23 protein-coding genes, 1 tRNA gene and 1 pseudogene are annotated in these 25,326 nt (G+C 60.6%); 13 read left to right on the forward strand and 12 right to left on the reverse strand.

Annotation, left to right across the window (positions count from 1 at the left end):
* Positions 1-36: 36 nt before the first annotated feature.
* The 7 genes from H4P12_RS07500 to H4P12_RS07530 form a co-directional block, all read right to left on the reverse strand.
* Entirely contained in the window at positions 37-1,044 is a 1,008-nt protein-coding gene (locus H4P12_RS07500; RefSeq protein ID WP_187793033.1) for a Bug family tripartite tricarboxylate transporter substrate binding protein, read from the reverse strand.
* Between the two features lie 111 nt (positions 1,045-1,155).
* Positions 1,156-2,094 (reverse strand): LysR family transcriptional regulator, encoded by a 939-nt coding sequence (locus tag H4P12_RS07505; protein ID WP_187793034.1) that lies wholly within the window; start codon positions 2,092-2,094, stop codon positions 1,156-1,158.
* Positions 2,095-2,253: 159 nt separating this feature from the next.
* A complete protein-coding gene (locus H4P12_RS07510; RefSeq protein ID WP_187793035.1) occupies positions 2,254-2,622 on the reverse strand; it encodes a hypothetical protein in 369 nt (122 codons plus the stop codon).
* A 29-nt stretch (positions 2,623-2,651) separates the two neighbouring features.
* A complete protein-coding gene (locus H4P12_RS07515; RefSeq protein WP_187793036.1) occupies positions 2,652-4,814 on the reverse strand; it encodes a cyanophycinase in 2,163 nt (720 codons plus the stop codon).
* 45 nt (positions 4,815-4,859) lie between these two features.
* Positions 4,860-7,592: a cyanophycin synthetase gene (cphA, locus tag H4P12_RS07520; RefSeq protein ID WP_187793037.1), complete on the reverse strand. Its 2,733-nt coding sequence runs from the start codon at positions 7,590-7,592 to the stop codon at positions 4,860-4,862.
* Between the two features lie 111 nt (positions 7,593-7,703).
* Complete coding sequence (locus tag H4P12_RS07525; protein WP_187793038.1) at positions 7,704-8,585, reverse strand: universal stress protein; 882 nt, start codon at positions 8,583-8,585, stop codon at positions 7,704-7,706.
* Entirely contained in the window at positions 8,582-10,054 is a 1,473-nt protein-coding gene (locus H4P12_RS07530; protein WP_187793039.1) for an amino acid permease, read from the reverse strand. Before H4P12_RS07530 ends, H4P12_RS07525 begins: the two co-directional genes overlap by 4 nt.
* 43 nt (positions 10,055-10,097) lie before the next feature.
* Between H4P12_RS07530 and H4P12_RS07535 the strand changes: the two genes are divergently transcribed.
* The gene (locus H4P12_RS07535; RefSeq protein ID WP_187793040.1) at positions 10,098-10,547 is read left to right on the forward strand and encodes a hypothetical protein; all 450 of its coding nucleotides are present in this window, start codon (positions 10,098-10,100) and stop codon (positions 10,545-10,547) included.
* Between the two features lie 5 nt (positions 10,548-10,552).
* Here H4P12_RS07535 and H4P12_RS07540 read toward each other — a convergent pair.
* Positions 10,553-10,629: transfer RNA gene (locus H4P12_RS07540), tRNA-Arg, on the reverse strand.
* A 100-nt stretch (positions 10,630-10,729) separates the two neighbouring features.
* Here H4P12_RS07540 and H4P12_RS07545 point away from each other — a divergent pair.
* From H4P12_RS07545 to H4P12_RS07585, 9 genes are all read left to right on the forward strand, one after another.
* The gene (locus H4P12_RS07545; protein ID WP_187793041.1) at positions 10,730-11,749 is read left to right on the forward strand and encodes a LacI family DNA-binding transcriptional regulator; all 1,020 of its coding nucleotides are present in this window, start codon (positions 10,730-10,732) and stop codon (positions 11,747-11,749) included.
* A 50-nt stretch (positions 11,750-11,799) separates the two neighbouring features.
* Positions 11,800-12,609 carry a S49 family peptidase gene (locus H4P12_RS07550; protein ID WP_187793042.1) on the forward strand — a complete coding sequence of 270 codons (810 nt, stop codon included), beginning with the start codon at positions 11,800-11,802 and terminating at the stop codon, positions 12,607-12,609.
* 587 nt (positions 12,610-13,196) lie between these two features.
* The gene (gene uvrC, locus H4P12_RS07555) at positions 13,197-15,044 is read left to right on the forward strand and encodes an excinuclease ABC subunit UvrC (protein ID WP_187793043.1); all 1,848 of its coding nucleotides are present in this window, start codon (positions 13,197-13,199) and stop codon (positions 15,042-15,044) included.
* A 108-nt stretch (positions 15,045-15,152) separates the two neighbouring features.
* Entirely contained in the window at positions 15,153-15,785 is a 633-nt protein-coding gene (gene pgsA / locus H4P12_RS07560; protein ID WP_187793044.1) for a CDP-diacylglycerol--glycerol-3-phosphate 3-phosphatidyltransferase, read from the forward strand.
* Positions 15,775-16,026 carry a molybdopterin converting factor subunit 1 gene (moaD, locus tag H4P12_RS07565; RefSeq protein WP_187793045.1) on the forward strand — a complete coding sequence of 84 codons (252 nt, stop codon included), beginning with the start codon at positions 15,775-15,777 and terminating at the stop codon, positions 16,024-16,026. The genes pgsA and moaD overlap by 11 nt, the downstream gene beginning before the upstream one ends.
* Positions 16,027-16,030: 4 nt before the next feature.
* Positions 16,031-16,465, forward strand: a complete 435-nt coding sequence (locus tag H4P12_RS07570; protein ID WP_187793046.1) for a molybdenum cofactor biosynthesis protein MoaE — start codon at positions 16,031-16,033, stop codon at positions 16,463-16,465.
* A 3-nt stretch (positions 16,466-16,468) separates the two neighbouring features.
* Positions 16,469-16,996 (forward strand): hypothetical protein, encoded by a 528-nt coding sequence (locus H4P12_RS07575; protein ID WP_187793047.1) that lies wholly within the window; start codon positions 16,469-16,471, stop codon positions 16,994-16,996.
* 56 nt (positions 16,997-17,052) lie between these two features.
* A complete protein-coding gene (locus H4P12_RS07580) occupies positions 17,053-18,423 on the forward strand; it encodes a glutamate--cysteine ligase (protein ID WP_187793048.1) in 1,371 nt (456 codons plus the stop codon).
* 174 nt (positions 18,424-18,597) lie between these two features.
* Positions 18,598-19,023, forward strand: a complete 426-nt coding sequence (locus H4P12_RS07585) for a hypothetical protein (protein ID WP_187793049.1) — start codon at positions 18,598-18,600, stop codon at positions 19,021-19,023.
* Here the strand turns inward: H4P12_RS07585 and plsY are convergent.
* The 4 genes and pseudogenes from plsY to H4P12_RS07605 all read right to left on the reverse strand — a co-directional run bounded on the left by plsY (position 19,024) and on the right by H4P12_RS07605 (position 22,409).
* Positions 19,024-19,604 (reverse strand): annotated as a pseudogene (gene plsY, locus H4P12_RS07590) (glycerol-3-phosphate 1-O-acyltransferase PlsY).
* Positions 19,601-20,884 (reverse strand): dihydroorotase, encoded by a 1,284-nt coding sequence (gene pyrC / locus H4P12_RS07595; protein ID WP_187793050.1) that lies wholly within the window; start codon positions 20,882-20,884, stop codon positions 19,601-19,603. The pseudogene plsY and the gene pyrC overlap by 4 nt, the downstream one beginning before the upstream one ends.
* On the reverse strand, positions 20,881-21,447 hold the full coding sequence (locus H4P12_RS07600) for a hypothetical protein (protein ID WP_187793051.1): 567 nt from the start codon (positions 21,445-21,447) through the stop codon (positions 20,881-20,883). Before H4P12_RS07600 ends, pyrC begins: the two co-directional genes overlap by 4 nt.
* Complete coding sequence (locus tag H4P12_RS07605) at positions 21,447-22,409, reverse strand: aspartate carbamoyltransferase catalytic subunit (RefSeq protein WP_187793052.1); 963 nt, start codon at positions 22,407-22,409, stop codon at positions 21,447-21,449. The genes H4P12_RS07600 and H4P12_RS07605 overlap by 1 nt, the downstream gene beginning before the upstream one ends.
* A gap of 156 nt (positions 22,410-22,565) precedes the next feature.
* Here H4P12_RS07605 and H4P12_RS07610 point away from each other — a divergent pair, with 156 nt between their 5' ends.
* The 3 genes from H4P12_RS07610 to H4P12_RS07620 are packed head-to-tail and all read left to right on the forward strand — an operon-like array spanning position 22,566 to position 25,322.
* Positions 22,566-23,939 (forward strand): MATE family efflux transporter, encoded by a 1,374-nt coding sequence (locus H4P12_RS07610; protein WP_187793053.1) that lies wholly within the window; start codon positions 22,566-22,568, stop codon positions 23,937-23,939.
* Positions 23,940-23,971: 32 nt separating this feature from the next.
* Positions 23,972-24,208: an Lrp/AsnC ligand binding domain-containing protein gene (locus tag H4P12_RS07615; RefSeq protein ID WP_187793054.1), complete on the forward strand. Its 237-nt coding sequence runs from the start codon at positions 23,972-23,974 to the stop codon at positions 24,206-24,208.
* Between the two features lie 10 nt (positions 24,209-24,218).
* Positions 24,219-25,322 (forward strand): pyridoxal phosphate-dependent aminotransferase, encoded by a 1,104-nt coding sequence (locus H4P12_RS07620; protein WP_187793055.1) that lies wholly within the window; start codon positions 24,219-24,221, stop codon positions 25,320-25,322.
* The last annotated feature ends 4 nt before the right edge of the window (positions 25,323-25,326 follow it).

Below are 25,326 nucleotides of genomic sequence, written 5' to 3' on the forward strand. Positions count from 1 at the left end.
GAACCGCCCCGGATCACTGGCCGGGGCGGAATGATGTCAGGGGCGCGGAATGCCGAAATCTTCCGGTGACACCTTTGCCAGTCCGGCATCCTGAATCAGCCATGCCGTGACCGACTGCCAGTTGTTCAGGAAGTCGGCGGCGGGCTGCCCGGACAGGCTTTCAATGATATAGCCGCGTTCGGTCATCAGCTTGACGAAGTCTTCGTTTTGCGCACCGGCGGCATAGGCCTCGGTCAGTTTGGCGACGACATCATCCGGGGTGCCGTTCTTGACGAAGACGCCAAAGAAAGGCCCCCAAGGCAGGTAGTCGGCATATTCGGGGTTGCTCTGGCCAAGCGCTGCCAGATCGGGCAGGGCCTCGGACGGCTGATCGTTGACCAGTGAGATGGCCTTCATCCGGCCACCCTTGATGCCTTCGATGGCGGCACCCAGAACGGCGGGCATGACGTCGATCGCGCCACCTTGCAGCGCGGTCAGTGCCGGGCCGTCGCCGTCATAGGGGACCTCGGTCACTTGCAGATCGGTTTTGGATTTCAGCATCGCCGTCACGACAGATGCCAGCCCGCCAGGGCCGGTAGAGCCGAATTTGACCGTGTTCGGGTTCGCCTGAATATGCGCGACCATGCCCGCGAAGTCATCGAAGGGCGCGTCGTTATTGGCAACCAGAATCGGCACGCCACGGGCCAGAATGTTGATCGGAATGAACTCGGAATAGTCTACGTCGCCCAGCCCCATGACCTTGTAAAGCAGCGGGTTTTCCGCGCCCATCAACAGCGTGTAGCCATCGGGTTGCTGGGCATAGACGAATTTGGTGGCAATCGCGCCGACACCGCCGGTCATGTTTTTCATCACGACAGTGCCGCCCAACACCTCTTCGGCATGGGGGGTAACGGTGCGCATGACCGTATCTGTTGATCCGCCAGCACCCCATTGAATGATGCCCTGAATTTCCTTGGCTGGATAATCCTGTGCAAACGCCGCGCCGCCCATGACGCCGGTTGTCACCGCAAAAGCAGCCGCGAGTTTTACGAAAGTGTTTTTCATTGCTTCCTCCCTGACTCCAAAGAACCCGCAGCCTCCGTGGAAGCTATCTTTCCCGACATCATGCCTTTACGGCAAATACAAATTCATCACGATCATTAACATGATGTTAATTTAAGGGCTCTGGCGGGCCTGCTTCTGCTCCCACGGGCGCGATTCGGTGGCACGTTTCAGTTCCCGCCGCAATTGCTGGATCGCGAATTCGGCAAAGGGGGACAGAACCCGACCGGTTTTGGTCACGATGTAAATGGTGATCGGCGCGTCCTCGGTCAGGTGCAGCCGGACCACGCCGGGCATGTAAAGTTCGGCCACTGAAAATTCGTCAATGACCGCCACACCCAGGCCATGGCGAACCAGGCTGACCACGGTCTGCGCGAAACGCCCGCGCATGGAGTAGCGGACCGGCAGGCCCGCCTGTTGCAGCGGATAGGCGCAAACCTGACCATAGGGATCGCCGGGATCGACGCCGATCATGGGATAGCGGATCAGGTCATGGACCGACACTTCGCTGCGATCCGCCAACTCGTGCCCCTCGGGGACGATAGCGGCCAGACGTCCTTGCGCGGCGATGTCATTGCTGATCCCGGCATTCTCGACCGCGCTGCTCATCAGCACGAACTCTCCGCGATCCAGCATCAGATAGTCGATGGTTTCCTCAATCTTCAGGATGTTCATGTCGATGAACAGATCCGGATATCTCTGCCGCACCGACCGCACGGCCCGCGCCGCGATGAATTGCGCCACCGATGGCGCCGAGGCGAATGACAGGTCAACCGCCTCGCCGCGCTGCAAGGAGCCCACTGCGCGATTCAGGTTTTCGACCCCCCTGAAAACCCGTCCGATCTGGTCGAAAATCGCGGTGGCCTCGGTCGCGGGAACATAGACGCTGCCGCGCCGCTCGAACAGCCGCAGGCCCAGCGACTCCTCGGTATGTTTGACCAGCCGGCTGATGCCGGGGGCCGAGACGTTCAGCATCCGCGCAGCACCCGTGATCGTGCCGGTCAGCACGACCGCCCGAATGACTTCGATCTGGCGCAAGGTCAGTTGAGGCATGAACCGGACAGGCCCGAATAGGATACCGGCTCATCACGTCAAATTTCGGGCAGTTAGTCCAGCCCGAAGGTGATTGATGACGGCCCGGGATGAGGGCCGCATATCTGTGCCGCTTTTCCCAGAGATCGGGAAAAGCGGGCCGTTGGCCAGCGGGCAGCCCTATTCGTCGCTGGCGGGCGGCGGTGTCAAGGCGTCGCCAAGTGAAAAGACTTCGACTTCGTAATAGTCCGCGCAGGCCTTGTTCAAAACGGCGATGGTATCGCCATCTTCCGACAGCATCGCAGCTTCGATCAGCTTGTTGCTGGGGGGCAGGTCGCGCTGCTCGATCTTGGCGGCGTCAAGGAACGCCTGAACCTGTTGTTCGACCTGCTGCCTGCCCTCTTGCCCCTTGCCAAGTGACAGGATCGTCTGAACAACCGCCAGGGCCGAGGTGAAGCGTTTATTCAGCGCGTCGATCGCAGGGGCGGCATTTTCCGCCGTTTGGGGATCTGAGATGAGCTTCGTCAGGGTTTCAGCGTCGAAATACATCTTTCTTCCTTTCTGAAAGCAATATCGGTTTAGCTGTGTCGGTCGCGGATACTTTGAAGATCAAGGTGGCCTGTGCCATCACCTTCGGGCGAATAGCGCAGGGCGATATAGGATTCGATCGGATGGCCGGGGCTGGAAATGCTGTCCAGACCGCCGCAGCAATCCTCGATCACGTCATTGACCAGATTGTCCAACGCGGCTGCGGCCTGTTCCACGGGCGCGGTTCGCGTGATTTTGCCGGTTTTCAGGTTGATGACATCGCCGGGCAGGGCAAAGGTCAGCCGCGTGCCGGGGGCGGTAAAGTCGTCCCCCTGAAGTTCGGTGAGGACCAGATCAATCTCGACCAGCACAGCCCCATTCACGCCCATGACCGTAAGCTTGGAATTGTCATAATTGGAGACGACGCCGCTGTCTTCCAGAATGCCAAGACCGTAACGCACGCCTTCTTCGGCACAGGCGACGGCCAGGCGGCCCAGGCGGCGGGACGATGCCATGTTCTGATCCACGATTGCAGCGCCAAACACACCCAGACCCTCCTGCATGACCAGCCCGCGACGCCCCATATCCGACGCGATGCCAAAGCGAAGGGCTTCGTAACTTGTGCCGCCTGCAATCATAAAGCCTGACAGCGCAGATGCAGCGCCGCTGACCGCGATGATCGTGCCACCTGCGGCATGGGCGCGGGCGATAGCCGTCAGAACCGGCGTGATCTCACCCCGGTGCAGCAGGGTTTCGATCAGGCGAATCTGATTGCCCCCGGTCAGCAGAATGGTTTTCAGCCCCGCGATCCGTTCGATCAGATCGGCGTCGCGGGACAGGCGTTCGACATTGTCGATGGTGATGCCGAAATCTTCGGCCTCGATTCCATGATCGGCAAAGGCGCGGATAAATCCCCGTGCTTCCTGCCGTGGATCGGCCGAGGCGCTGGCGATGATGCCGATCGGTCCCTGAATCTGGGCGGTGATCTGATCCATCAGCTCTGGCCCGCCACGCAAAGGCGATGACCCAAGCAGCATCAGGCGCGCCTTTCGCCCCGGCTTCACGCCATATTCACGTGACAAGGCTTTGCGGCGGTTCGCCGCCAGTTGCCGTGAGTTTAGTTTGCGGGTGCCCATTGCGGCACGAAAGTCGATGGCCGTCATCCGGAAATCGCGGTCCCGTTCAAACATCAGCACTTGCGATTCCGCTGTGCGGGCAAATTCCACAGTGGTGGCGAAGCCGGCCTTGGGCTCGATGGCGCGGGCATGATCGGCCGGATAGGTTTCGGGATCGCCCAGCACCAGACGGGCCAGAAGATCGTAAAGCGTATAGGCGCCAAAGACATTGCGCAGCGATCTTGCCGGCGCACGATAGGCGATGTCACGACGCCCGACCGGATGCTTTTCCGGGCCGGGGGTCACGATCATGCTGTCCAGATCGATACTGTCGCCGTCATCGACATAGGAAAAGCTGATATTGCTGACCGCGCGGCGGCGTTTGTCGCGCTTGGCCGTCTTCATATCCAGCACGAAGGCCCCGAATTCGCCAATGACATGGGCTTGCGTGCCATCCACGAACAATGCGGTATTTTCGTCGATGCCAAAGCCACGCCGAGCGCCGCTGTTGTTCAGCGCGACGATCAGCCTGCCAAAGCGTCCGCGTTTGATGAAATGCTGATCGACAATGCCCCAGGGGAAAAAGCCAAGCCCGGTGCCCATCAGCAGCCCCGGACGATTGGGATCGGTCACAACGCCATAGGTTGCGGCTTCCAGTGATGTGCCGCCTTCGATCATCACCTCGGACATCACCGCTGCCCCGGCGGATGATCCCGCGATCATGCCACCTGCGGCGTGCACCTGCCGGATGGCAGACAGAACCGGGCTTTCCACCCCTTTCGGGGCCAGCGCGTTCGATATCAGCGCCTGATCACCGCCGGTAAAGAACACGCTGCCATAGTCCCGAACCAGCTGGACGATGGCTGGATCACGCGCCGCCCTGGCGGCGCCGTCGCCGAATAGCGGGGCCATGATGGCATCGAAACCATGCGTCCGAAACACCTCGACTGTTTCGGCGCCCACCAGTTCCGGTTCCGAAGAAGCCGTCGGGAAAACCAGAATCCGACCACCCGACATGCGAGACATCTCGGCATAGACGGCATCGTTATCATCTTCCAACCGACCGCCGATCACGGCCAGCTTCGGTTTGTTCCCCATGCGAGAGGCCTTTGCAGAAGTCATTATCAACCTTGGCTGACGAGGTTACGATCTGGGCGTGATCAAGACGCCGCGATCATCCGTGACAACCTGAAATCCGTCGGGAATGTCAAAGCTGTCCTGCAGACGGCGCGTTGCCCGGTCCTCGTCCGGTTCCTTTTCGAAAGCGGGGGTGAAGCTGATGATCTGCTTCCACGAGCGGGTGATGTTGTCGCAGAAGAACAACACAAGATCGTCCAGCTGAGCCATCTCAAGCGCGGCGGCAAGGGATTTTTGTTCCTCTTCGATGATCATGACGGCATCTTCCGGCACGCCCAGTTCCACCAAGGCAGTCTTCATGATGCGCGGCATTTCATCCGGCGCACGGCCCCGGACATTGTCGTCGCGGTGGCAGATATAGACGTCGAAATGCCCCGCGACCTTGGCCGCGATGTCGCGCACATCTTCGTCGCGACGGTCGCCGGGGGTGGTGACGCAGACGATGCGTTTGCCCCGCGGCTTCAGCCGGTCCACCAGATCGACCATTGCGCCGATGGCAGCCTCGTTATGGCCGTAATCCAGAATGACGCGGAAGCCGTGTTCATCAAAGACGTTCATCCGTCCCGGCGACTGGAAGAACGTGCTGTCGAATGTGCGCAGACCGGTGCGGATCTGATCCAGCGTTTTCCCAAGTGCAAAAGCCATGGCGCCGGCAAACATCGCGTTTTCGACGTTGTGCAGGGCTTTACCCTCTAGCGTGGCGGGGATCAGGTGGGTCCAGATCAGCGGGATCTGGGTGCCGTTGTCGTAAATGACGATCTGATCGCCGTTCATGCCCTGTTCCAAGACAACCGCGCGTTTCCCCAACCGGATATGTTCGCGCACCAGTTCATGTTCAGGATTGCGAGTGACATACAGGATATGCTCGGCGGGCGAATAGGACGCCATTTTCAACGTGTATTCGTTATCTGCGTTCAGCACGACCGTGCCGCGCGTAACCTCGGCGATGACGCGCTTGACTTTGGCCAGCCCGTCCAGCGTATCGACCCCGCCAAGCCCCAGATGGTCCGAGGTGACATTCAGCACCGCGCCCACATCGCAGAAGTTATAGCCAAGGCCCGATCGCACGATGCCGCCCCGCGCAGTTTCCAGCACCGCAATATCGACCGAAGGATCGCGCAGAACCATCTTGGCCGAGACCGGGCCGGTCATGTCGCCCTTCACCGTGACATTGCCGTCGATATAGACCGCATCGGTCGATGTCTGGCCAACCACATGCCCCGCCATTTTCAGGATATGGGCCAGCATTCGGGCGCAGGTGGTTTTGCCGTTGGTTCCGGTCAGGGCTGCAATCGGCACGCGCGCCTGACTGCCCGGCGGGAACAACATGTCCATGATCTTGCCCCCCACATCACGCGGCTTCCCCTCGGACGGAGAGATGTGCATTCGCAGGCCCGGCCCCGCATTGACTTCGCAGATCGCGCCGCCGGTTTCACGATAGCTACGGGTAATGTCGGTTGTCAGAAAATCGACCGCGCCCACATCCAGTCCGATTGCCCTGATCGCCCGCTCTGCCATCAGCTTGTTGTCGGGGTGAATCGTGTCGGTCACATCGACAGCGGTCCCACCGGTCGAGATATTGGCGGTTTTGCGCAGATAAACCTCTTCGCCCTCGGGTGGGATCGTGTCGGGCGTATAGCCGCGTTCATCCAGCAGACGCAGGGCCGGCGCGTCAAGTTCCAGCCGGGTCAGCATGTTTTCATGGCCGACGCCACGGCGCGGATCGCGGTTCACAATCTCGACCAGCTGGGCGATTGTGTGGCTGCCATCGCCTTTGACATGGCCGGGCACGCGGCGGGCGGCGGCGACCAGTTCACCATTCACGACCAGCAGGCGGTGATCATCGCCCAAAATCATGCTTTCAACGATGACATCGCGGCCTTCTTCCTCGGCCACGGCAAAGGCTGCTTCGACCCCTGCTTCATCGGTGATGTTGACGGTTACGCCGCGCCCATGGTTGCCGTCCAGTGGCTTGATGACGACCGGATAGCCGATGCGGTCAGCCGCGCCCTTGGCCTCTTCCGCGTCATAGACCAGACGCTGTTTCGGCACCGGCAGGCCCAGATCGCTTAGCAACTGGTTGCAGATGTTCTTGTCCGAGGCCAGCTCGACCGCGATATGGGGGGTCTGGCTGGTCAACGCCGCCTCGATCCGTTGTTGGTATTTGCCTTGTCCGACCTGAATCAGGCTGGCGTCGTTCAGGCGATACCATGGGATGTCACGGGCTTCCGCTGCGCGGACCAGTTCCATCGCAGAAGGCCCAAGCGAGCGTTTGTCCGCATAGCGCAGGAAGCGATCGACATGGTCTTGCAATTCGTCTTTGGCGTCGCCCTGGGCATTGGCGATAGCGGCCAGCAGGTCGCATGCAACTTCGCCCGCTTCCAGCCCGATATCTTCGGAATCAAAGCTGTAGAAAATCTGGACCATGTCGCGTCGGGCATCGGGTTCTGACCATGCCAGATCGCCGCGCTGACCCGCCGTGCGCTGCAATTCCAGTGCCAGACCTGCCAGCAAGTCGCCCAAGTCAAACCGTCCGCTGTCCTGCGCATCGGCCAGCCAGCCATCCGCGTCATTGCCGCGCCAACCCGGCAGAACGGCCAGCAGTTGATCCAGCGTGCTGCGCCCCAACCGATCCAGCGTTTCGGCGTAAGTCGGGTTGATGTCTACCGTCAGTCGGATCAGCGGTTCTTTCGCATGGATGTTGGGACCGACATAGACCGAGGTGGAATCGATATTCATGCGCACTACCTTCTACTAAGGGGCGTTGTCAGGAAGCCCCAGACCGGATCTGTTATCGACTGGAACACCGACCGCCCGAACAGGCAAGAGCAGTGCCGGAATTGGCAATCTTTATTCGCCGATATGCGGAATGATCATGCGCGGAACCGGCGCGTAGTGCAGGATCTTGCTGGAGTTCGAGCCAAGGAAAACCCGCATCAACGGCCCAAGCCGGCTGGAGCCGACGACCAGCAGCTCATCTTCTTTCCAATCCAGTTTGCTGACCGCTTCTTCCCATGTCTGGCCATCACCATAGACCGATTGTGGCGCGTCTGCCCCGCTCCATTCGTCACGGATCCGGTCATGAACGCCCTGCGCCTGCCGATGGAATTCGTTCATCACCAGATTTTCCACGTCATATCCCGCGATCGAGGGATACATTTGCTTGTCGCGCACGACAAAGGTCGCGATTCGCAGTGACACACCGAAATCCTGTGCAATCTCGCTCGCCCTGTGCACCAGTGCGAACGAAGATTCGGTTGACGCGATGGCGCAGGTCACCCGACTGATCCGGTCATAGGGGGCCATGTATCGGCAAGGGGCCAGGACGACGGGAACGCGGGCACTGTATAGCAATTCGGTCGCCACCGTGCCTTGCTGAAAACGCCGGGTGGGTGCCTTGCGCGAAGAACCAAGGACGATCGCGCTGGCTTCTGTCTCATCCGCCAGGGCTGACAATCCGGCCCCTGCGGAATCGGCTTCGCGCGCGATGAATTCGGCCGGAATGTCATCTGGCACGTCCTGTCGCGCGGATGCCAGCGTGGCATTGGCGTGATGTGCCAGAAAATTTGCATATTCCACATCAACCCGCGCGGGCGAGGGGTGATCCCAGGTCTTTGGCACGATGACCGCAACGACCAGACGCCCCCCCGCCGAACGTGCCAGGATCGTCCCCAGTCTCAACGCCTCGCGCCCGCCCTCATCATGTGAATAGCCGACAAGATAGGCTTTCATCGCGACAGCTCCTCATTGGCTTTCGACCCCTTCTCCAGGATCGAATGGCGCGAGGAGTAAAGGATATACATGATCCCCGCCAAAATCGCCCAGATCGCCGTCAGCTTGAAGACGATCAGCGACAGGCTGGAGATCAGGTAGAGACAGGAAAGAATGCTGAGGATCGGCAGGACCGGAAAGAACGGCACCCTGAAGCCGCGCGGCGCATCGGGGCGCTGATAGCGCAGGATGATGACCCCTGCCGACACAACCGTAAACGCCACCAGTGTTCCCATACTGGTCAGGTCCCACAGCACCGCCGAAGGCAGGAAGGCCGCAAGGGCCGCGACGCAGCAGCAGACGATGATGGTGTTGGCCGTGGGCGTGAGCGTGTGCGGATCGACCCGGCTGAAAATCGGCGGCAGCATCCCGTCACGCGACATTGCAAACAGCACCCGGGTCTGACCGTAAAGCACCACCAGCGTCACCGAAAAGACGGAAACGACCGCCCCCGCAGACAAGATCACCGAAGGAATGGCTGAGCCGGTAACATTTTGCAGGATAACCGACAGCCCGGCCTCTTGTCCTTCGAACATTTCTTGCGGCTGGGCGCCAAGGGCCGCGATTGTGACCAGAAGATAAAAGCTGACAACGATGACCAGGGCCAGAATGATCGCCAGCGGCAGATTGCGGCGCGGATTTTCAACCTCTTCCCCGGCGGTCGACACGGCATCCAGCCCGACAAAGGTGAAGAAGATCGATCCCGCCGCGGCGCTGACACCAGAAAAGCCATGTGGCGCAAATGGTTGCAGGTTTTCGCTTTTGAACGCCGTCAGCGCGATGATGATGAAAAAGGCCAGCACCGCCAGCTTGACGATCACCATGATGGCATTGGCGCGCGCCGATTCCCGCGAACCGCGTGTCAAAAGCAGGCAGCACAGAAACACCAGGACGGCGGCAGGCAGGTTGATCAGGCCGTCGCCACCGAACTTCAGCGAATATCCTTCGGCCACCAGCGGGGCGTGCAACAGCGCACGCGGCAGTTCGTAGCCCGTCGTCGTCATCAGCAGGTTGTGCAGATATTCGCTCCACCCGACGGCGACGGCCCCGGCGGACACGCCGTATTCCATGACCAGACAGGCCGCGACCAGAAATGCCAGCCCCTCGCCCAGCGTCGCATAAGCGTAGGAATAGCTGGAACCGGAAACCGGGATCATCGAGCTCATCTCGGCGTAACACAGTGCGGTCAGGCCGGCAGCAAACCCCGCGATCAGGAATGAAAACAACACCGCAGGTCCGGCAACCGGAACCTGTTCGGCCAGAACAAAGAAGATCCCGGTGCCGACCGTCGCGCCCACGCCGAACATCGTCAGTTGAAACAGCGTGATCGACCGCTTCAGTTCGCTATTTTGTCCCTGCGTCTGGGCCACGTAGGTTTCGATGGGCTTTCGCCGCAACAGACGTTGGCCAAGATTTGGCTTGCCACTCATGATCGGCCCCTCATTCACGTTGATTGACTGACTGGTTGCATAAATGACGATGCGCCGTAACCCCTTGGATCAGGACGGCAATCGGAAAAGGAATGACGTGCTGTTCGCGCAGCGAAGGCGGTGGCAGGGTAAGAAGTATCTATCTTCGACCATCTTCACCTCACTGAACAAAAAATCCCGCGAAAAACTGGCGGCCGAAAAGATCGCCGCGTCAGGGTTATGGTTTGTTTATTCAAATCGAAAAATTCTGGCAGGGCAAGGTATCAAAACCCGGCGTTACAGATCGCAACCGCCCCCAAATATGCCGTTTATGCAGGCCATGTCGCTGAAATTGCCTGTAGGTCGGGCGCTGACCGCATCCAGGGCCGCTGTCCTGCGACAGAATTTCAACGGGCCTGGTCGATGTGGGCCATGGCGGCCGAGGAAAGCCGCAGTGACGCCTGAACATGACCGGGATATAGGGTGCATGCTGCCGGAACAGGATAGGAAATAATAAAATGGTGACCCCGGCAGGATTTGAACCTGCAACCTGCCCCTTAGGAGGGGGCTGCTCTATCCAGTTGAGCCACGGGGCCGCTGACGTTCTTTTGGCGTGGATGGGCCGCTTTGGCAAGGTTGTCGCGGGGGCGACGCTCGGATAAGATCAGATATTCTTCCTTTACATTCGAGCCGCCAATGACACCTCAACGTCCCCGCCGCCCTTTGACCTTGCGTGATGTATCAGAGGCGTCGGGGGTGTCCGAGATGACGGTCAGCCGGGTGCTGCGCAATCGCGGCGATGTTTCGGCGGCCACGCGCGAAAAAGTTCTGACGGCGGCCAAGACATTGGGTTATGTGCCCAACAAGATCGCGGGCGGTCTGGCAAGTCAACGGGTCAATCTGGTCGCGGTGGTCATTCCGTCGCTGTCGAATCTGGTATTTCCCGATGTGCTGGGCGGGATTTCGGCGGAGCTGGACGATACAGGGCTGCAACCCGTGATCGGCGTGACGAATTATTCGCCCGCGCGGGAAGAAATGGTCCTGTATGACATGTTGTCCTGGCGTCCTTCGGGGGTGATCCTTGCGGGACTGGAACATAGTAACGCATCGCGGGCGATGCTGGAAAATTCGGGCATTCCCGTCATCGAGATCATGGATACCGATGGCGAGGGGATAGATACGGTCGTCGGAATTTCCCACATCCGCGCGGGTCGCGAAATGGCCCAGCGTATCCTGAGTGCGGGTTATCGCAGGATCGGTTTCGTCGGCACGCATATGCCCGAAGATCACCGCGCCAAAAAACGCCTGATCGGGTTCGAAGAAGGGCTGGCCGCCGCCGGCGTGCAGCTGGAAGCGCGTGAATATTATCAGGGCGGGTCGTCGTTGCTGAAGGGTCGTGAATTGACGGAACGTATTCTGGCGCGCGCCCCGGATCTGGATTTTCTTTATTATTCCAACGATATGATTGGCGCGGGCGGATTGCTGTATTGCCTTGAAAAGGGCCTTTCCATTCCTGATCGGATCGGCTTGGCCGGGTTTAACGGCGTCGATCTGCTGGATGGTTTCCCGGTGCGACTGGCAACCACCGATGCGCGCCGTGTCGATATCGGTCGCCGCGCGGCGCGATTGGTGGCGGGCAAGGACGTGCTGTCCGAAGATCGCATTATCGGGCTGAACCCGACTTTCCTGCCGGGGGATACGATCCGCGCTGTGTGATATGCGGGCCGCGCCTTGTGGCAGGCGCGGCTTGGCCCTATCTGTGGCCTATGCGTATCCCTTATCTTGATCGTTTCATAAACAATGGGCCAAAAGTTGCTGTCGTGCGTTTGCACGGCGCCATCGGAATGGCCGGTCGTCGCGGCGGGCTAAGTGACGCCGCACTTGCGCCTGTCATCGAACGTGCCTTTCGCAAGGGGAAGCCCACGGCGGTGGCGCTGTCGATCAACTCGCCCGGCGGATCGCCCGTCCAGTCGTCGCTGATTGCTGCGCGTATCCGGCGGCTGTCCGACGAAACCGAAACGCCTGTTCATGCCTTTGTCGAGGATATGGCCGCTTCCGGCGGTTATTGGCTGGCCTGTGCGGGCGAAAAGATCTGGGCTGATGAAAGTTCGGTCCTTGGGTCTATCGGTGTGATCTCATCCGGGTTCGGCTTTCAGCATCTGATCGAGAAGTGGGGGATCGAGCGTCGCGTGCATACCGCAGGCCGGTCAAAGTCGACGCTGGACCCGTTTCGCCCCGAAAAGCCCGAAGATGTCGAGCGGCTGCGCAATGTGCTGGAGCCGATCCATGAGGCGTTCAAGGAGCATGTGATCCGCCGCCGCGGCGATCGTCTGGCCCCGGATCGCGATCTGTTCACGGGTGAGTTCTGGGCCGGGCGTCAGTCGGTCGATCTGGGACTGGCGGATGGCATTGCCCATCTGGTTCCCAAGATGAAACAGCTTTACGGCGACAAGACCCGCTTCATCGTTCATGCGCCACGGCAATCGCTGTTCCGGCGGCTGGGCCTGTCGGCCGAGGCCGTGCTGGACGCGGCCGAGGAAAGATCCGCGTTCGCAAGGTTCGGGACCGGGGGGTGATGATCAAGATTGTCATTACCTTCCTGCTGTTCATGGTGGTGCTGGCACTGGTCAGCGGACCGGGCTTCCGTCGGTTTCTGGCCAAATTGCTGGGGATAAAGTGGCGCGGTCGTTGATCTGGCTGCCCAACCGTTCATGCCGCCTTCAGCGCGATACTTGGCTTTTGCAATCGCGCTTTGCGTCGGGTTCTTTTGTTGATGAAAAAACCGCCTGAGCGCAACTTTATTTCGCCTCCGCTCGGCGCTGATACTGACCGGCAATGTTCGATTGGGATTGGGCACGGTTGACGTTGCGACAGCTTGACTGACCGGATTTGTCCACTTTCCCAAGTCTTTCGTGCAGGCGGCTGATTCTTGGTAGTAATTTCGTGATGCACAAAACTGTGAATAAAGTTATTTATAAAAATCAAAGTCTTATGAATGTGCCTAAAAATAAGGCAAAGTTACGGATTTGTAACGATTGTTGACTGAACTCTCTCTGCCTCACAGGCCTTCCACAGAGTTATCCACAAGAGTCGTGGAAAGCTTATTGCTTGCCTTTGAGGTCTGAAACTTGCAGCCCGTGAAAAGAATCACTTCCTTAACGTCATGATCCAAAAGACCGGCCAGACTGTTATCCAGGACTACCTTCGCACGCTTGACAGCAGCCCCGGCGTTTACCGGATGCTGGATGCGCGGGGCGAGGTGCTTTACGTCGGCAAGGCGCGCGATCTGCGGGCGCGGGTGTCGAATTACGCGCGGCCCGCTGGGCATTCGGGGCGCATTGCCCGGATGATCCGCGACACGGCGTCAATGATGTTCCTGACGACGCGCACCGAAACCGAGGCGTTGCTGCTTGAGCAGAACCTGATCAAGCAGCTGAAGCCGCGCTACAACGTGCTGCTGCGCGACGACAAGTCATTCCCGAATATTCTGGTCGCAAAGTCGCATGCCTATCCCCAGATCAAGAAACATCGCGGGGCCAAGTCGGAAAAAGGCGATTACTATGGTCCCTTTGCCAGTGCGGGGGCGGTCAACCGGACGCTGACGCAGTTGCAGCGCGTGTTCTTGCTGCGCAATTGCACCGATTCCGTCTTTGAAAGCCGCACGCGTCCCTGTCTGCTGTATCAGATCAAGCGATGCAGCGCGCCTTGTGTCGGGCGGATTTCCGAAGCCGATTACGGCCAGCTTGTCGCCGATGCCGAACGCTTCCTGCAGGGCAAGTCCACGACCATTCAGGCCAATCTGGCCAAGGAAATGTCCGACGCCTCGGACGCGATGGAGTTCGAGCGGGCGGCGGCGCTGCGCGACCGGATCAAGGCGCTTACGGCGGTGCAATCGGTGCAGGCGATCAATCCCAAGGGCGTGGCAGAAGCCGATATCGTCGCGCTGCACATGGAAAGCGGGCAGGCTTGCGTTCAGGTCTTTTTCATTCGCGGCAATCAAAGCTGGGGTAACCGCGATTTCTATCCGCGACTGGGCGGCGCGGAATCGTCGGATGAGGTGATGCAGGCTTTCCTGCTGCAATTTTACGACGACAAACCGCCCCCGCGGATGATCCTGTTGTCGCACGCGCCGGAGGACCCGGAACTGACAGCGGACGTTCTGTCCGAACGCGCGGGCCGCAAGATTGACATGCAGATCCCGCAGCGGGGCGAGAAGTTTGAGCTTGTCACCAATGCCCTGCGTAACGCCCGCGAAAGCCTTGGCCGCCGCATGTCCGAAAGTGCAGCGCAATTGAGGCTGCTGGAAGGGATGGCCGAAGCCTTTGATCTGGTCGCCCCGCCGCGCCGGATCGAGGTTTACGACAACAGCCATATTCAGGGCACCAACGCCGTCGGCGGCATGATCGTCGCCGGACCTGAAGGTTACATCAAGAACCAGTATCGGAAATTCAACATCAAGGGGACGGAGATAACCCCCGGGGACGACTTTGGTATGATGAAAGAGGTTCTGACCCGCCGGTTCACCCGGCTACTGAAGGAAGATCCGGACCGCCAGACCGAGGCCTGGCCCGATCTGCTGCTGATCGACGGCGGCGCGGGGCAGGTCTCGGCGGTGGACGGTATCCTTGCCGATCTGGGGGTCGAGGATATTCCGATCATCGGCGTAGCCAAGGGGGTGGACCGTGATCACGGGAAAGAGGAATTTCACCGTCCCGGCCAGCGCCCCTTTGCCCTGCGCATGAACGACCCCGTGCTTTATTTCGTCCAGCGTCTGCGGGACGAAGCGCATCGCTGGGCTATTGGCACGCATCGCGCCAGACGCGCGAAATCGGTCATGGCGAATCCGCTGGACGAAATCACCGGCATCGGCGCGTCCCGCAAACGTGCCCTGCTGGCGCATTTCGGCAGCGCCAAGGCGGTCAGCCGCGCCGGCGTCGCGGATTTGCAGGCCGTCGACGGAATTTCGGCGGCGATGGCACAGAAGATCGTCGATCATTTCCAGAACGGATAGGGTCGTGGAACGGACGGCCGCCGGGTTTTGCAAGATGTGCGCATTTGACCGATGGCGAAGCTACCGACCCCACTTCCCCCCGGCGGCACAAATGCCTAGATTGCGCTCATGCGCTGGACCATACCCAATATTCTGACCCTGCTTCGGCTGATCGCGGCCCCGGCCGTGCCGCTGATGTTTCTGTATTTCAGCCGTCCCTTTGCGGATTGGGCGGCGCTGACGCTGTTCATGCTGGCGGCCATCACCGACTGGTTCGACGGCTATATCGCCCGCGCGTGGAAGCTGGAAAGCCGCTTTGGCGCGGCGATGGACCCGATTGCCGACAAGGCGATGGTGGTGATCGCGATTGTCGTCATCACCGGCTATTCCGGCATGAACCCATGGCTGATCCTGCCCGCGACCGTGATCCTGTTCCGCGAGGTCTTCGTATCCGGCCTGCGCGAATATCTGGGCGCGAATGCGAAGCTTCTGAAAGTCACCAAGCTGGCGAAGTGGAAAACGACGTTGCAGATGGTCGCGATCTCGGTCCTGTTTCTCGGCACCGGGCTGGCCTATGTCGAACACGGGCAGCCCCTGGTCGGGGACGCCTATTTGCCGTGGTGGATGGATAGCTGGGCCGATATGGCGACGGCTTTCGGGCTGTTGCTGATCTGGCTGGCGGCTGGTCTGACGCTGTGGACAGGCTGGGACTATTTCATCAAGGCGCTGCCCTATCTTCGAGAGCCGGGCAATGACGCTTGAAGTGCTGTATTTCGCATGGCTTCGCGAACGCATCGGGCAACCGCGCGAAACCATTTCCACCACCGCCGCGACCGTGCGCGATCTGATCGCCCAATTGGCGGCCATGGATGATTGGCATGCGCAGGCGTTTTCGGACATGCGTGCCGTGCGTTGCGCCGTGGATCAGAAACTGGTCGATCTGGATGCACCCTTGACCGGCGCGCGCGAGGTTGCGTTCTTCCCACCGATGACCGGGGGCTAAGCCAATGTCGGCTCGCGTTCAGACCGCGCCCTTTGATCTGACGGCGGAACTGCGCGATTTCGGGGGTGGGGCAGGCGCGGTCGTCACCTTCACCGGCATCGTGCGCGACGATACGGGACGGATGGTCGCGCTGGAACTGGAACATTATCCCGGCATGACTGAGGCCGCGATGAGCGATTACGGCACCGAAGCCGCGCGTCGTTTCGATCTGACCGACTGGCGCATCGTTCATCGCTATGGTCGTCTGGCTGTGGGCGAACAGATCATGTTCGTGGCCACCGCCGCCCGGCACCGTCGCGCGGCCTTCGACGCGGCGGATTACCTGATGGACTGGCTGAAATCGCGTGCGCCGTTCTGGAAACGGGAAATTGCTGCGGATGGCCGCGCCGATTGGGTCGAGGCGAAAGCCGGCGACGAAGATGCACTGCGCCGCTGGTAGGTCATGTCATTCATTCGCCCAGAAATCCGTCAATGGTTGTCCCGCTGGTCCGAGGCCCTGATCGCTGCCGCCGTGCTGCTGACCGGGTTATGGTTGATGCTGCATGGCGGATGGTTTTTCGGTCTGGTCGGGCTGTTGACCATGCTGGTTGGCGGGGCGCTGCTTGTGGGCGCTTGGCGGAGAATGCCGTTTCGTCGGCAAATCACCGCACCCGGCGTGGTCGAGGTCGAGGAAGGTGCGATCCGGTATTACGGCGCCGCCACACTGGGTGGGCAGATCGCCCTGCGTGACCTGACCGAAATTCGCCTGCTGCGATTGCGCGGGCACGGCCATTGGCGTTTGCGCAATGCGGCGGGCGAGGCGCTGTTGATTCCCGCTGATGCCGCAGGTGCCGAAGTGCTGGCCGATGCCTTTACCGCTTTGCCCGGTCTGGACATGGGCGCGGTGTCCAATGCGCTGGCCCATGTGGCCGAACAGCCCGATGCGATGCGCGTGGTTTGGCGACGGTCGGACCAAGGCGACTTGACTTGACCTTGCGCAGTTGTCACCTGTGACCGACGGCGAACCCCTAGAAAGGCTTTTGATCCATGTCGATTCCTCAGCAGGGCGGTGGCCCGATCGAAAGCCGTGATCAACTGGCGGACTACCTGGCCTCGGGCGAAAAGCCCAAGGATGCGTGGCGCATCGGGACCGAGCATGAAAAATTCGGCTATGACAAGCCGAACAAGCTGCCGCTGCCCTATGCAGGCGATTGTTCCATCCATGCGATGCTGACCGGAATGCAGGAACGCTTTGGCTGGGCGCCAGTCTATGAACAGGAAAACATCATCGGGCTGGAGCGGAATGGCGCGAATATCAGCCTTGAGCCGGGCGGCCAGTTCGAGTTGTCGGGCGCACCGCTGGAAACGATCCATCAGACCTGTGACGAGGTGAACCAGCATCTGGCCGAGGTGAAATCTGTGGCCGATGGCATCGGCGCAGGCTTTATCGGCCTGGGTGCGGCCCCGATCTGGTCGCAGGACCAGATGCCAATGATGCCCAAAGGGCGCTATCGGCTGATGACCGATTACATGGACAGCGTCGGCACGCTGGGCAAACAGATGATGTATCGCACCTGCACGGTGCAGGTGAATCTGGATTTCGCATCGGAAGCGGACATGGTGCAAAAACTGCGTGTTGCGCTGGCTTTGCAGCCGGTCGCGACGGCGCTGTTCGCAAGCTCTCCGTTTCTGGATGACAAGCCCAATGGCATGAAAAGCTGGCGGGCGCATATCTGGCAGAATCTGGATGATGCACGCACGGGCATGCTGCCCTTCGCGTTCGAGGACGGTTTTGGCTATGAACGGTGGGTGGACTACGTTCTGGATGTGCCGATGTATTTCGTCTATCGCGATGGCAAATATATCAACGCATTGGGCCAGTCCTTCCGTGATTTCCTGAAGGGTCAGCTGCCTGCACTGCCGGGTGAAATTCCCACGCTGTCCGATTGGGCCGATCACCTGACCACGGTATTCCCCGAAGCTCGGGTCAAGAAATTCATCGAGATGCGCGGCGCCGATGGCGGTCCGTGGCGCAGGCTTTGCGCCTTGCCCGCCCTGTGGGTCGGCCTGACCTATGACCAAGAGGCGCTGGACGCTGCCTGGGATCTGGTCAAAGGCTGGGATCACGAAACGCGCGAGGGTCTGCGCCGTGCCGCGTCGCGTGATGCCTTGCAGGCCGAGGCGAATGGTATCCGCATGCACGATCTGGCGCGACAGGTGGTCGAGATTGCAGAGCTGGGGCTGAAAAACCGTGCCCGTCAGGGTGCCGGTGGGTTGATCCCGGATGAGACGCATTTCCTGAACACGCTGAAGGAAAGCGTCGATTTGGGGAAAGTGCCCGCCGACGAGATGCTGGAACGCTATCACGGTGAATGGCAGGGTGATTTGTCGCGGATCTACGCGGACTATTCCTATTGATCGCCTGATCAAGGCCGGGAACGCTTCGCCCCCCGGACCCCCAGAGGATATTTGAACACAGAAGATGCCTGTCACGCACGACAAGGTGAGTGCCGGATGTGCGGGCATTACTTGAAAACTGATCGTTCTGGTGGCAACCCCTTCGGCAAAAGCCGGTAAAGCAAGGGGCAGGCTATGCGAGCAGATATTATGACATGGGTAAGCCGCGCAGTGGCTGCGGTGTTTCTGGTTGGCGTTCTGGCGTTGATCGGGTTGATGGTGACGTTGATACGGTCTGCCGAGGGCGTGCCGCCTTTGCCGGTTTTCCTTGGCATCCTTGGTTTGGTCGGGTTGATCCTGCTGGCGGGGGCCTGTCTGGCGCTGATCTCGATCGCGCTGAGCGCCAAGCGTGGGGTGGAGGCCCTGGGCCGTCTGTCGGGACAGTCGGTTGCAGGCAGCATTGCGCCACAGCCTGTTGCCGTAAAGACGAGCAAGCCCTTTGAAGGGCCGTCTTTGCGTCAGGTGATGCGCGAGCCGGTTGCCGAGCCAGAGCCAGCCGTGACAGCGCCTTCGCGTCCCAGTCGACCGGCGACGGGCCGCACGCTTGTGGCCGAGCGGTAGTTACTTCTTGCCGATGCGCGGCTCGGTCCCGTCCAGCAGTCGGTGATGTTCGTGCTGTGACGGATGAAGATCAGTGCCGCCATGAACGCGGTCACAAGGATCAGGTCACCTCGGCCAAGTGCCCAGGCGAAGATCGGGGTCAATGCGGCGGCGATCAGGGCCGAAAGGCTGCTGATGCGGCTGACAAGGGCCGTCAGCAGCCAGATCGCGCAGATGATCAACCCAAGCGGCCAATGCAGCGCCAGCACGGTGCCCAGAAAGGTCGCCACGCCCTTGCCGCCCCTGAAGCCCAGCCAGACCGGGAAGCAATGGCCCAGAAAGGCCGCGCCACCGGCAAGGATGCCAGCGGTTTCGCCGCCGAAATGGCGGGCCAGAAGCACCGCGATTGCGCCCTTGCCGCTGTCCAGCAGCAGCGTGGCCAGTGCGGCGGGCTTGTTGCCGGTGCGCAGGACGTTCGTCGCGCCGATATTGCCTGACCCGATCTGGCGCAGGTCGCCAAGGCCCATGGCGCGGGTGATGGCGATGCCGAATGGGATTGATCCCAGCAGATAGCCAAGGATGGTCCACAGGATCAATGTCATGGCTGTTCTCCGAAGACGCGATTGCCTGCGACCCATGTGCCAAGGACGCGGCCTTCCATTCTGGCCCCGTCAAAGGGGGTGTTCTTGGATTTGGACAGCAGCTTGAAACGGTCCAGCACGAAGGGCGCATCGGGGTTGAACAGCACCAGATCGGCGGGTGCGCCACGCGCCAGGCGGCCCGATGGCAGGCCAAGCCGCTTGGCCGGGTTCAGCGACATGGCGCGCCAGAGTTGCGGCAGGGTCAAGCCGCCCTGATGATACAGGCGCAATGCCGCAGGCAGAAGCGTTTGCAGGCCGACGGCCCCGGGGGCGGCGGCCTCGAACGGCAGGCGCTTGGATTCTTCGTCCTGCGGGGTATGGAAGCTGGCGATCACGTCAATCACGCCATCCGCCACCGCCTGCACCATCGCCATGCGGTCATCTTCGGAGCGCAAGGGCGGCGTGAAGCGGAAGAAGGTGCGGTAGTCGCCCACATCAAATTCGTTCAGTGTCAGATGGTGGATCGAGATCCCCGCCGTCACGTCCAGCCCCTTGTCCCGGGCGCGCTGAAAGGCGGGCAGGGCGGCGGCAACGGTCAGCTGATCGGCATGCCAGCGGCAGCGGGTCATGTCGACCAATGCCAGATCGCGGTCCAGACCCATCACTTCGGCCATGGGCGATACGGCGGGAATGCCGTAGAGCGAGGCGAACTTGCCGCTGGTCGCGGCCGCGCCCTTGGACAGACTGGCATCCTGTGGGTGGCCTACGATCAGCGCATCAAGGCCGCGCGCATAGGTCATGCAGCGGCCAAGGATCTTGCTGTCGGTCACGACGCGCACGCCATCGGTAAAGGCGATGGCACCGGCATCGGTCATGAAGCCGATCTCGACCATTTCGCGGCCTTCGCGGCCTTTTGTCAGGGCGGCCATATGGCGGATGTTCACTGGCGCATCTGCGGCGCGGCGGGTCACGAATTCCAGCGCTTCCGGCGTGTCGATGGGGGGCAGCGTGTCGGGGCGGGCGATGACCGTGGTTACACCACCAGCTGCAGCGGCCCGTCCTGCGCTGCGAAAGCTTTCCTTGTGCCGCTCACCGGGTTCGCCGATCTTGACGCCCCAGTCGATCAGGCCGGGGGCGAGCGCCTTGCCATCACAGTCGACGATCGTGGCCCCTTCGGGCGCGGCTTCCTGTGCGCCCGAGATGCCCTCGATAAGGCCATCACGCACCAGCAGGCTGCCCGTGCTGTCGGTCTGCGCCTCAGGATCAATCAGCCGGGCGTTCTGAAACAGAAGGGTGGTCACGATCTGGCCTCGACCTGTGAGAGGTTACGGGTCTGGATGTCGCGGATCATATTTCCGACCTCTACAATATCGGTGATGTTGATAAACCCGACGTCACGATAGGCCGGTTGACCGTTGATGTCATAGTTCAGCGATTCCTGCCCGAAAATCAGCGATCCGGGCGATCCGGGATGCACATCGAATTGCATATCCGGGGTGATGTCCCAATCCTTGATCGCGGTGCCGTCATAGATCAGCGCGCGCCGATCAGTCAGTGCATATCGCATGACGGCAAAGCGCTTGCGCCGCACCAGCAGAGGAATGATCAGGATGCCGCCCCCGACCAACGCAAACAACCCGCCAATCCCGCAAAAGGCGGCGATGAACATGACATCCTGGCCCTGAACCACAAGGCCAAGGATCAGAAACAACAGTCCCATCCCAAAGAAGATCGCCCCGAAAATCCACAGAAACGTGGTGTTTCCGTCGGCTTTGGGCTGCCCGACGGGTTGTCCCATCCAGATGATTGTTTCACCGGGGGCCAGTGCCAGCGACCATTCGGCGGCGGTTGGCGATTGCGTCATTACACCATTACTCCTGACGCCTTTGCCCCACGTTCTGCCCGCAAATTCCGCGCCAGCAGATCCAGCGCGGCCATGCGGACGGCGACGCCCATCTCGACCTGATCCTGAATCACGCTGCGGTTGATGTCGTCGGCAATGGTGCCGTCGATCTCGACCCCGCGATTCATCGGGCCGGGATGCATGACGATGGCATCGGGGGCGGCCAGGGCCAGCTTTTCGGCGTCCAGTCCCCAACGGTGGAAATACTCCCGCTCGGACGGGATGAAGCCGCCATCCATCCGCTCTCGTTGCAGGCGCAGCATCATGACGACGTCAGCGCCTGTCAGGCCCTCGCGCATATCCTCGTAAAGTTCCACGCCCATATCTTTGACACCGGCGGGCATCAGCGTCGACGGGCCAATCAGACGAATGCGGTTTTCCATCTTGCCCAGCAGGATCAGGTTTGACCGCGCCACCCGGCTATGGGCGATGTCGCCACATATGGCGATGGTCAGGCGTTGCAGTCGTCCCTTGGCGCGGCGGATGGTCAGCGCATCCAACAGGGCCTGTGTCGGATGTTCGTGGCGGCCGTCGCCTGCATTGATGACGGCGCAATTCACCTTTTCTGCCAACAGGTTGACTGCGCCGCTGTTCGGGTGACGGACGACCAGAAGATCGGGCTGCATCGCGTTCAGCGTCAGCGCAGTATCGATCAGGGTTTCGCCCTTTTTGACGCTGCTGGTCTGCATCGACATGTTCATCACATCGGCGCCCAGACGCTTGCCGGCCAGCTCGAAACTGGATTGCGTGCGGGTCGAGTTTTCGAAGAACATGTTGATCTGGGTCAGGCCAGCCAGAACATCGGAATGTTTGACGGTGCGGCGGTTCAGCGCGACATATTCTTCGGCCAAATCCAGAAGCGTCACGATTTCGGCGGGTTTGAGGTGATCTATCCCCAAAAGGTGACGGGCGCGGAAACTCATGTAACCCTCCGGCGGCTGGAATCTGCCCTCTATCGCAGATGGCTGATGCTGGGGCAAGCGGGGCGGTTGTGGCTTTCCTGCCGCCACATGTCCTTGTGCCTGCAAATTTTTGTAACGCAGATTGCGGGGGCGTCCGGGTAAGCGTATGGCGAGCGGATGTTTGGTCGTTATGCACCTCATATCGCGGCGACGCTGTCGCTGGGCTTACCCTTGATTGGCAGTCATCTGGCGCGAATGGCAATCGGCGTCGGCGATACCGTCATGGTCGGATGGTATGGCGTCGAGGAACTTGCGGCGCTGGTGATTGCCACGTCGTTTTTCATGATCATGTTCTTTCTGGGCATGGGTTTCGGCACGGGGGTTATGGGCATCCTTGCGACCGCGCTGGAGCGCGGCGATGAAACCGAGGTGCGGCGTGGCACGCGCATGGCCCTGTGGCTGTCTTTCGGCTTTTCGCTTCTGGTGATGCCGCTGATGTGGTTTTCCGGTCCGATCCTGCTGAGCCTGGGCCAGACCGAGATTACCGCGCAGCTGTCGCAGGATTACCTGCGCATCGCCGGGTGGGGGCTGGCGCTTACCCTGGGTGGGTTGACGCTGAACTCTTATCTTGCCGCGCTGGAGCGTCCGCAGATCATCATGTGGATCACGCTTGCCGGGCTGCCGATGAATGTGGGGCTGAACTGGATCCTGATCTTCGGGAACCTCGGCGCGCCGGAACTGGGTGTTCGTGGCGCGGCCATTGCCAGCGTTCTGACGCAATTCGTGCAACTGGTGCTGCTTGTGCTTTATGCGAACTGGCTGCCCATCGCGCGCAAATATAACCTGTTTCAACGGTTCTGGAAGCCCGACTGGCATGCGATGCGCAGTGTTGCGCGGATCGGTTGGCCCATCGGTCTGACCATGCTGGCCGAGGGGGGGCTGTTCGTCGGGTCCAACGTGATGATGGGCTGGATCGGCACGCAGGAACTGGCCGCCCACGGGATCGCGCTGCAAATCACCGCCATCACCTTTATGGCGCATCTGGGCCTGTCAAATGCAGCAACAATCCGCGTCGGTCAGGCGAAGGGGCGGGGCGATGCTCTGTGGATGCGCGATGCGGCGGTGACGGTCATCGCCATTTCGGTGATCTTTGCGTTTATCGCAATCGCCATCTATCTGCTGTTCGCGCAACCTCTGGTCGGGCTTTATCTGTCGCCAGACGATCCCGAAGCGCCTGCGATCATCACGCTTGGTGCCGGATTGCTGATGTATGCGGCGCTGTTCCAACTGACCGATGCCATGCAGGTCATTGCGCTTGGCTGTCTGCGCGGCGTTCACGATACGCGCGTGCCAATGTGGATTGCGACCTTCAGTTACTGGGTTGTGGGGATGCCTGTCGCCTATGGGCTTGCCTTCCATCTGGGATTCGGCCCTGCCGGACTTTGGCTGGGGCTGTGCGTGGGTTTGACGGTTGCGGCGATCCTGCTGATGCTGCGCTTCTGGCGCGGACTGTATCGCGGGGACTGGACCGCACCGCAGCCTGCGGGCTAACTTGCGCCAAACAACCAGCCAAGGAGATGCCGATGCGACCCGTCTTTGTCCAGTTCCGCTGCGAGCCCGGCAAGACCTACGAGGTCGCCGACGCCATCTATGACCGCGAAATCGTCAGCGAGCTTTATTCGACCTCGGGCGATTATGATCTGCTGGCCAAGGTCTATATCCCTGAAGATGAGGATGTCGGGCGTTTCCTGTCGGAAAACCTGTTCGACATTCCCCATATCAGTCGCACGCTGACCACCATGACCTTTCGCGCGTTTTAAGGATCAGGCCATGACCCTGATCCGCTTTGCGCCGATCCCGGCCTCCTTGCCGGCGACGGTTCCTTTCGTCGGGCCTGAAACCCTGCAACGCCAGCTGGGACAGGGTTTTGCGGCACGTCTGGGCGCGAATGAAAACGGGTTTGGTCCGTCGCCCAAGGCCGTCAAGGCAATGCAGGATGAGGCCGCAAACAGTTGGCAATATGGCGATCCGACCAGCCACGACCTGATCGGTGCCTTGGCCGCATATCATGGTGTTTCGGCTGAAAATATCGTTGTGGGCGAAGGGATCGACGGCCTTCTGGGCCTGCTGGTGCGGCTGCTGATCGCACCGGGCGATGCTGTTGCCACCTCTGAAGGGGCCTATCCGACCTTCAACTACCACGTCACGGGCTATGGTGGCGTGCTGCACAAGGTGCCGTATCGCGACGATGCAGAAGACCCGCAGGCGCTGGTGGAGCTTGCGCAGCGAACCGGGGCGCGGCTGGTCTATCTGGCCAATCCCGACAACCCGATGGGGAGTTGGCATAACGGGGGCGCGATCCTGCGGATGCTGGATCGGTTGCCGCCCGAAAGCCTGCTGGTGCTGGATGAGGCTTATGCTGAATTCGCGCCCGACGATGCCATTCCGGTGATTGCGGCAGATGATCCGCGGGTCATTCGGATGCGCACCTTTTCAAAGGCTTACGGGCTGGCAGGTGCGCGGATCGGCTATGCCATCGGTCATCCCGATCTGATTGCTGGTTTCGACCGCATTCGTAACCATTTCGGTGTCAACCGGATCGCGCAGGCGGGCGCATTGGCGGCGCTGGCGGATCGGGACTGGCTGGCGCATGTGCAGCGCGAAGTTATCAAATCGCGGGCCAGAATTGCCGGAATCGCCCAGCAAAACGGCATGACGGCGCTGCCATCGGCGACGAATTTCGTGGCTGTGGATACCGGCCGTGACGGCGTCTTTGCAGCGGATCTGGTGAAGGCATTGCAAGGTCAGGGCGTATTCGTGCGAATGCCCGGCGTCGCCCCACAGAATCGCTGCATTCGTATCAGCTGTGCGCCCGAAAGCAAGATGGCGATTTTGGACGCGCGGCTGCCCAAGGCGCTGGATACGCTGCGCTAGGTGG

Source organism: Paracoccus amoyensis (genome assembly GCF_014490725.1).
Taxonomy (GTDB): Bacteria; Pseudomonadota; Alphaproteobacteria; order Rhodobacterales; family Rhodobacteraceae; genus Paracoccus; species Paracoccus amoyensis.

Bases quoted from the DNA above. Each gene is read 5' to 3' on its own strand.
- moaD (WP_187793045.1), top strand. From the start codon at position 15,775: ATGACGCTTGAAGTGCTGTATTTCGCATGGCTTCGCGAACGCATCGGG.
- H4P12_RS07530 (WP_187793039.1), bottom strand. From the start codon at position 10,054: ATGAGTGGCAAGCCAAATCTTGGCCAACGTCTGTTGCGGCGAAAGCCC.
- H4P12_RS07545 (WP_187793041.1), top strand. From the start codon at position 10,730: ATGACACCTCAACGTCCCCGCCGCCCTTTGACCTTGCGTGATGTATCA.
- H4P12_RS07615 (WP_187793054.1), top strand. From the start codon at position 23,972: ATGCGACCCGTCTTTGTCCAGTTCCGCTGCGAGCCCGGCAAGACCTAC.
- H4P12_RS07600 (WP_187793051.1), bottom strand. From the start codon at position 21,447: ATGACGCAATCGCCAACCGCCGCCGAATGGTCGCTGGCACTGGCCCCC.
- H4P12_RS07570 (WP_187793046.1), top strand. From the start codon at position 16,031: ATGTCGGCTCGCGTTCAGACCGCGCCCTTTGATCTGACGGCGGAACTG.
- H4P12_RS07610 (WP_187793053.1), top strand. From the start codon at position 22,566: ATGTTTGGTCGTTATGCACCTCATATCGCGGCGACGCTGTCGCTGGGC.
- H4P12_RS07605 (WP_187793052.1), bottom strand. From the start codon at position 22,409: ATGAGTTTCCGCGCCCGTCACCTTTTGGGGATAGATCACCTCAAACCC.
- H4P12_RS07500 (WP_187793033.1), bottom strand. From the start codon at position 1,044: ATGAAAAACACTTTCGTAAAACTCGCGGCTGCTTTTGCGGTGACAACC.
- H4P12_RS07620 (WP_187793055.1), top strand. From the start codon at position 24,219: ATGACCCTGATCCGCTTTGCGCCGATCCCGGCCTCCTTGCCGGCGACG.
- H4P12_RS07535 (WP_187793040.1), top strand. From the start codon at position 10,098: ATGACGATGCGCCGTAACCCCTTGGATCAGGACGGCAATCGGAAAAGG.
- uvrC (WP_187793043.1), top strand. From the start codon at position 13,197: ATGATCCAAAAGACCGGCCAGACTGTTATCCAGGACTACCTTCGCACG.
- H4P12_RS07585 (WP_187793049.1), top strand. From the start codon at position 18,598: ATGCGAGCAGATATTATGACATGGGTAAGCCGCGCAGTGGCTGCGGTG.
- H4P12_RS07580 (WP_187793048.1), top strand. From the start codon at position 17,053: ATGTCGATTCCTCAGCAGGGCGGTGGCCCGATCGAAAGCCGTGATCAA.
- H4P12_RS07525 (WP_187793038.1), bottom strand. From the start codon at position 8,585: ATGAAAGCCTATCTTGTCGGCTATTCACATGATGAGGGCGGGCGCGAG.
- H4P12_RS07515 (WP_187793036.1), bottom strand. From the start codon at position 4,814: ATGGGGAACAAACCGAAGCTGGCCGTGATCGGCGGTCGGTTGGAAGAT.
- H4P12_RS07505 (WP_187793034.1), bottom strand. From the start codon at position 2,094: ATGCCTCAACTGACCTTGCGCCAGATCGAAGTCATTCGGGCGGTCGTG.
- cphA (WP_187793037.1), bottom strand. From the start codon at position 7,592: ATGAATATCGATTCCACCTCGGTCTATGTCGGTCCCAACATCCATGCG.
- H4P12_RS07510 (WP_187793035.1), bottom strand. From the start codon at position 2,622: ATGTATTTCGACGCTGAAACCCTGACGAAGCTCATCTCAGATCCCCAA.
- H4P12_RS07575 (WP_187793047.1), top strand. From the start codon at position 16,469: ATGTCATTCATTCGCCCAGAAATCCGTCAATGGTTGTCCCGCTGGTCC.
- H4P12_RS07550 (WP_187793042.1), top strand. From the start codon at position 11,800: ATGCGTATCCCTTATCTTGATCGTTTCATAAACAATGGGCCAAAAGTT.
- pgsA (WP_187793044.1), top strand. From the start codon at position 15,153: ATGCGCTGGACCATACCCAATATTCTGACCCTGCTTCGGCTGATCGCG.